Here is a 12,330-nt window from a genome sequence, read left to right as displayed (position 1 = left end):
ACGCTATGGATGACACCTATGGATATCATTACAGCTTTCTCAGAGAACGGTGGGAAAGCGTTCGACTTAGTTCGATCGGATCCTGAACGGGCACGGTAAAATGTCAGGGCTCCGTCAAGGCTTGGCGGCCCACGTCGTTCCGTGTCTCCTCTGCCGTGTCCCTGCTAAGGGCGTTACGCAAGGCCGTGTTCGGGCAGATCAGGGCCCGTGCAGGCAGTCCACTGGTCGTGTCACCAGGGCGAGGTCTGCATGTGGGTGATGGCTTGGACAGCGTGGTGGAGTCCGTCTCCGCATTGCCGGCAGTCGCGGAGGATTTTGTAGTTCTTCATGTGGCCGATCACACGTTCTACCATCGCTCACACTTTGCGGTTGGCGGCGTCGTTTTCCTCCTCGCCCGCCAGCAGGGTCCGATGGGGGCGTTCGCGGTGCAGGGTGACCATCCCGCAGTCGTGCAGGCACCGTCGCCCAGCGCGGTCACGTCCTGGCAGTGTGCGGCCAAGCCAGTCGCCGTCAGGCTTGCGCGTCCGCGGTGGTGCCCGGCATCGGGTGTGCGGAGGCAATCACAAGGTAGGTGTCGACATCGACGATAACCTGCACGTTCGCCGGGGCGCGGTAGTCGCGTGAAGACGCCCTGGTCTTCCGGTCACGGACCGGGATGAGGGTGCCGTCCACGATCCACAGCCATTCCATCGCGCGTCTGCCGGACGAGCTGCCAGCTCGATGGTCAGCAGCGGCCGCAGCCTTTGACCCAGCACGCCGTCGCAGGCGGGCATCCGACCAACAGGGCGCGCTGCGATGGTGAGATTTGTGTGGTAGTACCAGCGACCAGCAACACACGATCGGCCAGCGGCAGGCACCACGGACGGCACCCCACCGGCCCCGTTCCCACCCGTTCACGGACCACCTTCAGCAGCCGCTCGAACTGCCCCATCCGAAGTCCCGTGAACGTCTCCACCCACAGCGGCTGAACCCCCAATATCTCACGTATGCAGGGGAAATGCCCGCTTCAAAGCTAGGTGTAAACACGCCTCACTGCCTTCTTCGGGTTGTTGTCGGCTGCCGGGTGAGGGGTGGCCTGGTGCTCGCCGGCAACCATCGATGAGGTCAGGGCGGAGCTGTATATGACGTAAGCCCCGGCGGAGAGTGCGTTGGGGGTGCTCGTCGTCGGTGAAGGCAACGTTGGCGAGCGGCCCGCCGTGGGAGCGACCAGATGCCGGTGAGCGCTGCTGTGGTGGTATGTCCGGAGAGAAGGCCCAGTCGCCCGCCGAAGTCGCCCACTCGGCGGACGCGGCCGCTGGATGAGTGCCATCAACTCGTTTCGCATAGCTTGGAGGCATCCCGGGTTTAGCACCGCAGCCCGCATCCGTTGCCGCGCCGTACGAGCCAGCGCCGCGAGGACATAGGGAGACGGCGCCGGTGCCGGTATTGGTCACCCCTCGGGCCAGCGTCGTCGTCACGTGCGGACGATGGCTGAGCGACCAGACCAGCACTCCTTCATCCGCCCACAGTGAAGCACCATTCTGGCTGATCCCCACCCTGATGAGGATGCCGAATGCCATGAAGGCGCCGAGCCCGTGCCCGCCACATCGACGGCGTCGCGCCGGTTCATGGCACCGTCACCAGTGCGCGCAGGCGGCCGGACCCGATCCACCGGCCCACTGATCGCGACCACCGCCGCGCGGCAGTCATCGACAGGAGCGCGACGAGCCCGCCGACCAGCATGCCGGCCACGACATCGTGCGGATAGTGCACACCGACCCACACCCGAGAGACCGCCATCGCCACAGCGGCCACGGCCGCGAACGACCCCAGCCGGCGCGAGACGAAGAACAGGGCCACCGCGGCGGCGGCCGCAATCGCTGCATGGTTGCTGGGGAAGGACCAGTCCCCGGGGGCCGGACACTCCTCCAGCGTCTTCACGCGCAGGCCCTGGCACGGCCGGTCCTCGCGCACCACCAATTTCAAGACAGCGTCCACGCTGTACGCCAGGACCACGACCACCGGCACGGCCAGCGCGGTCACCGCCGCCGCGCCCCCGGCCCGACGTGCGAACCACCAGCCGACGCCCGCAAGGACAGCGAACACCGCCAGCCCGTACATTGACCACAGCGACACCGCGTCATCCAGCCAGCTCGGCGCATGGTCGGCCACACGCACCACGTCCAGGTAGACAGAGCCATCGATCGGCGCCCCGTCGAAGGCCATGATCACCTGCTTGTCCCCTCGGCTTCGGCACCCGGGCGAGACGTGTGCACCTCGGCAAGAAGCGGGATCAGCGATACGACGACGATCAGAGCCACCAGAGGCAGCAGGTTACGGTCCACGTTCGGGATCGACGCGCCCAATGCATAGCCGGCGAGCGTGAGGCCGGTACTCCACACGAGCCCGTCGACGGCCCGCCACAGTGTGAACGTCCGCACCGGCACCCTTAGCGCGCCCGCCATCGGACTGAGCACGGTCCGCACCACCGGTACAAAACGGGCCAGCACGATGGCCTTCGCATAACCGAGCCGCTCCAGCAGCTCCCCGGCGCGTCTCGCGCCCCCGTGCAGGCGCTGTGAGCAGCCGCGGGCCAGCAGGGCTCCGCCCTCTTTCCGGCCGAGCAGATACCCGCACTGCACCCCGGCCAGCACACCTGCCGCCGCGACCAGCAACGGCCCCAGGGACAGGTGCACATCCGCCGCGGTGGAGCCTGCGGACAGCAGGCCCGCCGTGAACAGCAGTGAAACGCCTGGCCGGAAAAACCCGATCAGTAAGCCCGTCTCGGTGAACAACACCGCCCCCGCCCCCACCACTCCGCAGGCGGCCAGCAGAGAATGGACATCGAGCACGTTGCCAGCCAGCTGCGACGATAGGTGGACGGCTGTGAACATCATCGCGACCTCATCAATCCGGCGGAGGGCGCGCAGCAACAGCACCCGACCGATGACTACAATGCTGTAGACGGTCTACTGAACTGTAGACGATAGCGGGGTGAGGATCGTTCCCATGACCGACTCGAAGGATGAACGGCGCCCGGCCGGCGAACTCGAAGCCGCCGTCATGGCCGCCCTGTGGGCCGCCGACGCCCCGCTCACTCCAGGGCAGGTCCAGGCCGAACTTTCCTCTGGCCTCGCCCGGACGACAGTGACCACGATCCTGTCCCGCCTTTACGACAAGGGCGCCGTCGACCGTGAGCGGCACGGGCGCGGCTACGCGTACGTCCCCGTACAGGACGCCCCAGGTCTGACCGCCCAGCGCATGCACACCGAACTCAACCGTGACGTCGACCGTGAGACCGTCCTCGCCCGGTTCGTCGCCCAACTCAGCCCCTACGACGGGGAGCTGCTGCGCCAACTGCTGGAGGCCGAAGAGTAGTGATCGCTCTCCTCCTGATTCCGATCCTGCTGCCCTTCGCCTTGCCGGTACTGGCCCGGCGCGCCCTCGGGCGCCTCGACCCGGTCACCGCCCTGCGTGTGCTGACTGTGTGCATTCTGGTGTGTGCCGGTGCGTGCGTGGCTGCGCTCGGTGCCCTCGTGCTGATCGGACTGCTCAAGCTCTCCCTCTTCGCGGCGCTCGGCGACCTCGTCCACCCCCTGCACACCCCCTCGGACCTGCTCGTCCTCCCGGCCGCCGCGCTCGCCACCGGCGCACTCTCCGTCGGCGCCTGGACCCTTGGGTGCTCAGCACTAAGGCAAGTCCGGGCCTTCCGCAGCGCCCGCGCGGAGGCCGACCGCCGCCCCGCCGCCGGCGACCTGTGCGTCGTAGACTCACCGCATCCGGACGCGTACGCCCTGCCCGGCAGGCCCCACCGGATCGTCGTCACCACCGCGATGCTGCGCAGCCTCAATCCCGCCGAACGAGAAGCTCTCTTCGCCCACGAGCGGGCCCACAACGCAGGCGGCCACCACCACTTCCTGGCAGCCGCCGAACTCGCCGCCCATTGCCACCCCGCACTCCACGCCACACGTGCCACCATCCAGCTCGCCGCGGAACGCGCCGCCGACGAGAGCGCTGCCGCAGCAGTCGGCGACCGCCGCCTCCTGGCACGGGCCATCGCCCGTGCCGCCCTCGCGGGGGATGCGCAGCGCTCCACCCGCCCGGGCTTCGCCCCGGCCGCGACCACGGGCCCCGTTCCCCAGCGGGTTGCCGCCCTACTCGTCCCCGGCGATGGCCGCTTGAACACCAGGCGATGGATCGCCCTGCTCCTCACCGTCTGCGCGATCCTGCCCGCCGCGGCCGCAACCACCAGCGTGGTGGCCTTCCACCACGAGGTTGAGGTCGCCCAGGGCGAAGAAAATCCATAAGGGCTCGGCGCATTCCGCAAGGGACAGTGGTTCCGGCGCCGTCAGCCCTCGCCCACGAAGGATCCGATCATGTAGGGCCTGAGCGTCGGCTCCACGGCGTGTCGCACCCATCAGCGTGCAGCCGGGCTCAGAAGCAGGGTGAACCGCAGCGAGAACCGCCGGATGGTGTACTCACCGGGCCAGGTGATCACGGACTGGGACGTTCGCACAGCCGGTTAACCACCAGACTGAACCTGGCCGCGGTCACGGAAGGCGGCGCGGACATTCGCCGCAGTTTGGACCCGTGCCGTGGCACACCGGACCCGTGCTTTGGCAGGGGCGCCAAGCGGTCCCGGCGTAGGGCACCCCCTTCGAAGCTGCCAGCGATCTGCGCCTTGTCATCGCTTGTCACTTCCGTCGGCTGCGCCTCATCGAGCACCTGCTTCCCGGCTAGGTGGAGAACTCACGGTTGCTCTGTCGCTGGCTGATGGGCCCCGGCGGCAACCCCCAGTTTTGATGGCTTACGGCTGTTCAGCCCAGGTTCCGCCGTCTGCAGACCAGTGGCCAAGGGTCTGGCATGCGTCTGTGGTGAGGGGATGATGCAGGCCCAGAGCGCGTGTCGCGTGGTCGGCCACATTCTCCATCTGGGCGCGCGCCGTTTCTTTCTCGCCTGCTCGCCAGGTCCAGTGCGCCAGAACCGCGCGGCAGGTGAGCGTGCGTGTCTGGTCGGGGCCGAACACGGCGGCGAACAGGGGTACGAGTTCCGTGAGTTCCGTGATTGCCTGGCCGTGGTGGCCCGCCCTGCCGCGTTGTTGGGCGAGATTGCAGCGGGTGATCAGGACCTCGGCGTGGAGCTCTCCGTGCACCTCGTGCTGGTCGGCCAGTACAAGCGTGAGGATTTCGATCGCTTCTTTGTGGTGGCCCAGTAGGCCCAGGCAGCTGGCGAGGGCGTTTCGCGCGGCCATGGTACGAGGATGACGCGGACCGCTGATCCGCATGGTGCCCTTGACGACAGCGCGCAGCTCCGGCAGAGCCTCAGATTCCCGGCCGCAACGGGTCATGTAGTGAGCGCGGTTGCGCCGGGTAGCGAGAATGTCTTCTTCCGCAGGAGCAGACAACCGCCGCAATGTGTTGAGGAGACGGTCGTACTCTGCGACCGCCCCCGCGTGGTCCCCAGCCATGCCGCGCCAGTGGGCCAGATTGTTCAGCGTAGTCAGCACGTGCGAGTGCTCGTCACCGAGAAGGCGGCGCTGAACGGCCAGCACTGCCCTGAGCTCTCTCACCGCCGCTGACACGTCGCCGTCTTCAGCCTGCAAGCATGCAATGTCGCTGCGCAGGAGCAGAGTCCCCGGATGGTTGTCACCCAGTTGTCGTCGGGCGGTGCGCAGCATGGATTTGTAGTGCAGCAGGCCCTGATGCCTGCGCCCGGTGCCTTGCAGTTGTAGTCCGAGTCGCGTAAGTACGCGGTGCGGCCCCTGTTCATCCCACAATGCATCCGCTGTGTCATGCGCGATGAGACACGCCGCGCTGGACATCAGGGCGCGGCCGACGACGGTGTCCGCGTAGTGAACGCCCGGCGGCCATGTTTCCTCAAGAGCATCAGCTGCTGCTCGGACCGCGACGTTCAGTTCCGAGGGCTGGGCGCTTTCTCGCACCGCGCGCTGAACGAGCTGATGCATGCTGATGAGATCGTCTTGGTCATCCGTTCCTCGAGGGGCCGGGGTCACGAGATTCAGTCGGCGTAGTACTCGCAGTGCCCGTGTCGCGTGGTGGGCTGAGGTCGGCCTTTGCCGACCGCTCGGCTGCTGTGTATCGAGGTACTTGAGCAAAGCGGGTGTAGAGAGCATCGCGGTGGGGACCGCGTGGGTGTCCAGCAGGCACAACACTGTCAGCAGCGGACGGGCGACGCCCGCTGGGGCGAGTTCGTTCGCTCGCTGCACCGACAGGTGCCACGCAGCAGCGACGGTGTGCTGCTGCGCATCCGGAAGACTGCTGTCCTCGGGCAGGACATCGGTCAGATGCAGCGTTCGGTCCGCAAGCAGATCGCGGTACCGCTCAATGGTCAAAGAGTGATCCTCGCAGAGGTAGGCGGCTGCCTGCGCAAGGGCAAGCGGCAGATGGCCGAGATCGTCAGCGAGGCGGCCGAGATGGGTAGGGTCGTGCTCCAGTCCCTTCGGCCCAAGGACACTTTGCAGGTAACGCCTTGACGTGGCACGAGAGTACAAGCCAACGTCCACACAGACGCGATGCTCTGTGTGCCAGGCGGCGTCATTGCTGCGTGTGGTGACGACGCATCGTCCGCTGGCCGTGCGCGGTGGCCACCAGTCCCGCAATGTTCCTACGTCCGGCACATCATCCAGAATCACCAGCCAGTGTCGGGGAGTCGTAGCGAGCCAGGAGAGGAAGCTGGCAGCTTCGCCGTCCGCGTCGCCCAAAGGGAGCTGACCTGTGACGGCACGCCAGGCACGGGCGTAGGTGCTCACGATGTGCTCGATGCGATCGGCAGTCACCCAAACGACGAGGTCTATCCGTGCGAGCGACGAGGCAACGGGGTCGGCGTGCTGTGTGCTGGTGCTGAGGGAGGCTGAGTCGACATCGGCGCGGGCTTTCGCCAGCATGTCCGCGGCGAACTCGGTCGCCACCTGCGTCTTGCCCGTGCCCCCCATGCCCCGGAGAACCACTGTCGAAGGAGTGGCCTTGGCGGATTCGATCCACTCGCGCAGATTCGATGAGGCATCGCGAGGTACAAACCGGGAGGCAGGCGGTGGGAGGGGGCCCACGAGCAGCGGCCACTGCGGCCGGAAGGTTTCATTGACCACCACTGTGAGGTTTTCGACGTGCCCACTGTTTGCCCAACCATTGGCTTCGGCGTACGCGCTGCCCGTGTTCGAGACCTTGAGCACGTTCTTGTTACTGAGCACCTGCGTCCCGTTCTGGCGCTGTGCGGACGGTCTGGTTGAGGGGGGTCAGCTGAGGCGGATGCCTGTGTTGGCAGTGCCGCCGTCGCCGTCGGCGTCTCCGGTGCGCTCCGCCCGGAACTCGCCCTGCAAGCTGTTCGCTGGACCTGTGATGCCCGTGTTGGCGTCAGCGCCCGATCGGGCCGTCGCCCGGCCCGTCTGCAGGGCGACGGCAAGAGCCGGCTGCCCACCCGGCCGCAGAAGTTCCCTCGCTAGTGTGATCACCGCCGCGCACGCGGCCACAATGGAGCCCACTTGACTCGCCGCATTCATGTCTCTGGTGAACCACACGGTCACCGTTGCAGCTATGACAAGCGTCGAGACGGCGATCGTCGCGTACCGCTTCCAGTTGTTCATACCGGCATACTGCCCCAATGGCCCGGTGGTTGGGGCACAAGTGGCGACGCGCACGCCCGGGCAGCAAGCGATCAGCGAGGCACACGCCTTACAGACTTTTTCGAGCGTCCAGACGCGTCCGACAACAGGATCGTGCTGGAGAACGAGTGCCACGCCGCCCGCGCAGTGGGCGGTCGTGTCCGGGTGGGCGGCGCACTGAGAAGAGCCGCAGTCGCACCAGGCGTTGGCGCGGACGGTGGCCACTCGTGCGTGGGCGGCGGCGTGCTGAGCGGCGAACGTCCGCAGCCCGGCCAGGTCCTTGGAGCGGGGCAGCATCCGGCACGCCGCGATGCTGCAGGTGGTGGTGACGGTCCGGTCGGCATGCCCGGTCAAGCGGATCGTCCAGATTCGACCGGGGACCCGCTCGTGGAAGGCTCGCTGGCAACAGTCGTCCAGGCGTCCGTTCTAAAAGGAATCAGTGGCACGAAGAATTCCACTATGAACTACCCGGCACCGGTGCGGCACTGCCGTCGCCCGGCGCTTCTGCGCGTATCCGGCGGGGGGAGGTTGCCGGGCTTTATCGCGGAGCCGCGGCCAGGGGGAGTTCCGGGCCGTGGACGCGCGTGCGGCCCGGGATGCCAGGTACTCCTCTGAGGGCACCACCGGGTACGAAGTTGGGTGCAGCGCTGCTCAGGCCACGTCGGTGTCCCGCTCGCCTGAAGGCGGTTCATGAGCCGGTAGTTGTTGCCGTTGATCGGGGCGACTTCGCAGTGGGGCAGCGGTTCGAAGATGGTTGTGGCCAAAACCTCGTCGCCGAGGCCTGGCCCCACTTATGAGGATCTGGCGTTCGATGCATCCTTTGCCAGGGGGCCGATAGGCGGCCAGGACATCGACGTCGAAGTCGTAGTGGCTGCAGCGACCCTGCCCCCCTGCAGGAACCGGGTCTTCGCCTGGCTGCCGCTACAACACCTACCTGTCGGCACTCCGCCGCCGACACCTCGGCCCCCTACGAGTACGAACGTCGACACCTGGCTCAGTTCACACTTGCCGCGTGATCAACGAAGCGTGTCCACCATCACGGAGGAAGGCCCCAGGGCTCCTTCGGTCTCCGGTGTGTGGAGTGGAGTCACAACGCCGATGACGAGGGGCCCTGTCTTGTCACCCCACCCACTGACCACCTATTTCACCCTCCAGGACAGGATGAGAGGCTCGGTGTGCTCGAGCAGGAGGTAATTTCCTGGATTATTTCAATGCTCTTTTCCTGCGTCGGTCCAGGAACGGAAGACCGCTGCCTGTCCGTGCTTCTTTCCGGCTGCATCCACTAGGTCCCACATGCAGACGTCTTCAATCCAGAACGCACTGCCGTCCTTGCGGATCCTCCGACCCCGGTATCCGTCAGCGAACCCATTGCGATTAACTGAATCGACGAATTTCTCTCGGTCGTGCTGGGCGTCGGTAGCTGTGGAAAGACGGGAAGGAAGACTAGTGAACTCTTGCCACGTGTAGCCGAAGCAACGCTGGGCGGTGCGGTTGGCGTAGACGAAACGGGGATCCGATGTCGTGTTGTGTGCCAGCAATCCGAACGGCGCCTCGTATAGCCAGACCGCTGCCTCTTCTTCGTTCGTCCAAACTCGCGGACACAGCGGGACCCCTACGCTACGTAGATGGCTGCCGAGCATCATCGCGGCGAATTCCGGACAGAGGGCTGTGACGTCACGGTCTGACGGGGAGTGCCAGGTCTGTGCGACGCGGTTAGCCATCAGCGTCCTCGACCCAGCTCATGAGCTTGCGGAGCTGCTTGCCGGTGGTCTCCAGGAGGTGCTCGGAGTCCTGCTGCTTGTACTCGTTGTACTTCTTCAGACCGCCGTGGTACTCGGCCATCCACTCACGCGCGAAGGTGCCGTCCTGGATCTCGGCGAGGACCTTCTTCATCTCGGCCTTGGTGGCGTCCGTGATGATCCGCGGGCCGGTGACGTAGTCGCCCCACTCGGCGGTCTCGGAGATCGACCAGCGCATCTTCTCCAGGCCGCCCTCGTACATGAGGTCGACGATCAGCTTCAGTTCGTGCAGGCACTCGAAGTACGCGATCTCCGGCTGGTAGCCCGCCTCGGTCAGCGTCTCGAAACCGGCCTTGACCAGCGCGGCCGTACCACCGCAGAGCACGGCCTGCTCACCGAACAGGTCGGTCTCGGTCTCCTCGGTGAAGGTCGTCTTGATGACGCCGGCGCGGGTGCCGCCGATGCCCTTGGCGTACGACAGAGCCAGCGCGAAGGCGTTGCCCGACGCGTCCTGCTCGACGGCCGCGATGCACGGAACGCCGCGGCCCTCCTCGTACTGGCGACGGACGAGGTGGCCCGGGCCCTTCGGGGCGACCATGCAGACGTCGACGTTCGCCGGCGGCTTGATGAAGTCGAAGCGGATGTTCAGACCGTGGCCGAAGAACAGCGCGTCGCCGTCGTTCAGGTTGTCCTTGATGGACTCCTCGTAGACCTGGGCCTGGATCGGGTCCGGGACCAGGATCATGATGACGTCGGCCTCGGCGGCGGCCTCGGACGGCGTCACCACGCGCAGGCCCTGCTCCTCGGCCTTGGCCTTGGACTTGGAGCCCTCGTGCAGACCGACACGCACGTCGACACCCGAGTCACGGAGCGACAGCGCGTGGGCGTGGCCCTGGCTGCCGTAACCGATGACCGCGACCTTGCGGCCCTGGATGATGGACAGGTCGGCGTCGGCGTCGTAGAACAGCTCGGCCACTGGATTCCTTTCACTGGTACGGCTTGGAGGCCCTGTGACCGGAGAGACCTCCGGGCCACAGAGCTGACCAGCCTCGGCATTGTCGCGATGCCGGTCTGGCAGCCAGCACGAATGTCTGGCCAATGAGCGATACCGGTCTTGAGGTGTGTGCGGCGCCAGCAGGCGCCGGTCGTGCAAGCGTTCACGCTCACCTCATGACTCAGCGGGGTGGGCTTTTGGGCTGGGTCAGACCATGAGGCTCACGGTTTCATCCACGCCGAGCAGATGCTTGCCGTAGACCTCCTGCGCGACCGCAGGGTTGAGGCCAGCGTGGCGGGCGGCAGCGTTAGCATCGCGCCACATCCGCTGGAGCGGGCTGGCATCGGCAAAGGCGCCTGCACCGTGCACTGTGAGCAGGGTGTCAATGGCTGCCAGGGACTCTTCGACGGCGTGCGCGGTCTGCGCCTTGATACGTCCACGCTCGCCGTAGGTGAGAGATCGGCCCTCTTCGGCGGCCGTATCCACTTCTGCAGCGACGTCCCGCAGGTGCAGTCGCGCCGATCGCAGTCGTAGCGCCGCCCGGCCGATCAGGTTCTGAACTCCGACGGAGTCGGCTTGGCGTCCATGCACGGTGAAGGACAGCGGCTTGACTGCGGCCTGCTGGATCGTCCACTGGAGCGCTGCTTCGCCGAGGCCGAGCACCGGGGCAGCCAGACACACCGAGAGCATGGGGCCGAAGGCAGCGCTGTACAGGCCCTGTCGCGATGCCGTCGCGGGCCGGTCGCCTTCCGCGGCCCTGGGTACGGAAAGCACCCGATGCGCGGGCACGAAGATGTCCTGACCGGACAGCGTGTTGCTGCCGGTGGCCCGCATGCCGCTGTTGAACCAGGTGTCCTCCACGATGAGCTCGTCGGTAGGGATCAGGGCGAGAGTCTGATCGGTGACCTGCTGGTCGTCGTCAAGGAGCAGGACGCCCACCACGGCCCATGTGGCATGCCAGGAACCGGAGCTGTAGGGCCACCGCCCGCTCACGATCCAGCCGCCCTCAGTGCGCCGACCGGTACCGGTCGGTGCGGCGGCGCCGGCCACCTTGGCGTCTGGGTCGACACCGAAGACCTCGGCCTGGGCCTTGTCGGGGAAGAGGCACGCCAGCCAGTTGGTCACAGCGATGATCATCGTCACCCAGGATGTCGAACCATCGGCGTGCGCCAGATCGCTCGACATGTCGACGAGTTCAGTGAGTCCCGCCTCGGCGCCGCCGAACCGACGAGGCTGCAGCAGCCGAAAGGCCCCCGCCTCGGTCAGTGCGTTCACCACCTCGTTGGGTATGCGCCGCATCTCTTCACCCTGCGCCGCGTACTTTTCGACCAGGGGGTGCAACCCCGCGGTCCTAGCCAGGATGTCCTGGCGAAGCCCCTCGTGCTCGTCGGCAGCAGGACGGTCCGCCGATCCAGTCCGTTCAGTCATGTCACGTTCTCTTTCGAAATGCTTGTTCGTAGGTCGTGTTACAGGGACATGGACGAGCTTGGATGTCCATAAGCGGCGAAAGCCGTGCAGTCAGGAGATCGTCCGCTCAACGATCCGTCGGAGGTGCCCAGTCCCGTCCTGTCCGGCTGGCCACGCTCGGCGACCTGGGCCGGCAGGAGGTGACGACAAAGGCTCCTCCAAGAAAAAACGATCGTTCTCGTATGCATTCAGCTTATGCCGCACGAGACCTTCAATACAAGTGACGTCGGCCGTGGGGCGGGCGCGCCGAAGGGCTCCCCGAGGACGTTGTCGACGCTGTTGCAGACGATGAAAACGTTGGACCGCGGGTAGGGCGTGATGTTGCCGTTCGATCCGTGCATGCAGTTGGAGTCGAAGGAGGTGGCTGATCCGGGGGGCCCGGTGAACTGCTCGATGCCGCCCGCATTGTGGGCGAGTTCACGCACCGAGTCCTGGTCAGGCATCCCGACGGCCACGGAGTGGGTGCGCAGGGAGTTGCGGTGGTGATCGTTCGGGGTTCGGCCCACGCACGGCACGAAGGTGCGGTGGGAACA

Annotated in this window: 9 protein-coding genes and 2 pseudogenes; 2 read left to right on the top strand and 9 right to left on the bottom strand. The window is 66.4% G+C overall.

All coding sequences use genetic code 11. The features are described from left to right. Positions 1-230: 230 nt before the first annotated feature. From ACIQJT_RS41110 to ACIQJT_RS41100, 3 genes and pseudogenes are all read right to left on the bottom strand, one after another. Positions 231-988: pseudogene (locus tag ACIQJT_RS41110) on the bottom strand (transposase family protein). A gap of 617 nt (positions 989-1,605) precedes the next feature. Continuing rightward, positions 1,606-2,211: a phosphatase PAP2 family protein gene (locus ACIQJT_RS41105; RefSeq protein ID WP_402650595.1), complete on the bottom strand. Its 606-nt coding sequence runs from the start codon at positions 2,209-2,211 to the stop codon at positions 1,606-1,608. Then, complete coding sequence (locus ACIQJT_RS41100) at positions 2,208-2,873, bottom strand: DedA family protein (RefSeq protein ID WP_402650620.1); 666 nt, start codon at positions 2,871-2,873, stop codon at positions 2,208-2,210. Before ACIQJT_RS41100 ends, ACIQJT_RS41105 begins: the two co-directional genes overlap by 4 nt. 115 nt (positions 2,874-2,988) lie before the next feature. Between ACIQJT_RS41100 and ACIQJT_RS41095 the strand changes: the two genes are divergently transcribed. Next, on the top strand, positions 2,989-3,357 hold the full coding sequence (locus ACIQJT_RS41095) for a BlaI/MecI/CopY family transcriptional regulator (RefSeq protein WP_402650594.1): 369 nt from the start codon (positions 2,989-2,991) through the stop codon (positions 3,355-3,357). Continuing rightward, a complete protein-coding gene (locus ACIQJT_RS41090) occupies positions 3,357-4,286 on the top strand; it encodes a M48 family metalloprotease (protein ID WP_402650593.1) in 930 nt (309 codons plus the stop codon). The genes ACIQJT_RS41095 and ACIQJT_RS41090 overlap by 1 nt, the downstream gene beginning before the upstream one ends. Before the next feature lie 500 nt (positions 4,287-4,786). Here ACIQJT_RS41090 and ACIQJT_RS41085 read toward each other — a convergent pair whose 3' ends face one another. The 6 genes and pseudogenes from ACIQJT_RS41085 to ACIQJT_RS41060 all read right to left on the bottom strand — a co-directional run. After that, positions 4,787-7,186, bottom strand: a complete 2,400-nt coding sequence (locus tag ACIQJT_RS41085) for a tetratricopeptide repeat protein (protein WP_402650592.1) — start codon at positions 7,184-7,186, stop codon at positions 4,787-4,789. A 45-nt stretch (positions 7,187-7,231) separates the two neighbouring features. Continuing rightward, positions 7,232-7,951: a hypothetical protein gene (locus ACIQJT_RS41080; RefSeq protein ID WP_402650591.1), complete on the bottom strand. Its 720-nt coding sequence runs from the start codon at positions 7,949-7,951 to the stop codon at positions 7,232-7,234. A gap of 854 nt (positions 7,952-8,805) precedes the next feature. Further along, positions 8,806-9,318: an MEKHLA domain-containing protein gene (locus tag ACIQJT_RS41075; protein ID WP_402650590.1), complete on the bottom strand. Its 513-nt coding sequence runs from the start codon at positions 9,316-9,318 to the stop codon at positions 8,806-8,808. Beyond that, positions 9,311-10,312 (bottom strand): ketol-acid reductoisomerase, encoded by a 1,002-nt coding sequence (gene ilvC / locus ACIQJT_RS41070; RefSeq protein WP_402650589.1) that lies wholly within the window; start codon positions 10,310-10,312, stop codon positions 9,311-9,313. The genes ACIQJT_RS41075 and ilvC overlap by 8 nt, the downstream gene beginning before the upstream one ends. A gap of 225 nt (positions 10,313-10,537) precedes the next feature. Beyond that, positions 10,538-11,758 (bottom strand): acyl-CoA dehydrogenase family protein, encoded by a 1,221-nt coding sequence (locus ACIQJT_RS41065; RefSeq protein WP_402650588.1) that lies wholly within the window; start codon positions 11,756-11,758, stop codon positions 10,538-10,540. Between the two features lie 227 nt (positions 11,759-11,985). After that, positions 11,986-12,330, bottom strand: a pseudogene (locus ACIQJT_RS41060) (ectoine hydroxylase); the annotation flags it as partial.

Source organism: Streptomyces sp. NPDC091972 (assembly GCF_044756385.1).
Classification (GTDB): domain Bacteria; phylum Actinomycetota; class Actinomycetes; order Streptomycetales; family Streptomycetaceae; genus Streptomyces.
Note: the sequence above shows the minus strand (reverse complement) of the source record. Positions and strands in the feature narration are given on the sequence as shown.

Bases quoted from the DNA above. Each gene is read 5' to 3' on its own strand.
- ACIQJT_RS41100 (WP_402650620.1), bottom strand. From the start codon at position 2,873: ATGTTCACAGCCGTCCACCTATCGTCGCAGCTGGCTGGCAACGTGCTC.
- ACIQJT_RS41095 (WP_402650594.1), top strand. From the start codon at position 2,989: ATGACCGACTCGAAGGATGAACGGCGCCCGGCCGGCGAACTCGAAGCC.
- ACIQJT_RS41075 (WP_402650590.1), bottom strand. From the start codon at position 9,318: ATGGCTAACCGCGTCGCACAGACCTGGCACTCCCCGTCAGACCGTGAC.
- ACIQJT_RS41065 (WP_402650588.1), bottom strand. From the start codon at position 11,758: ATGACTGAACGGACTGGATCGGCGGACCGTCCTGCTGCCGACGAGCAC.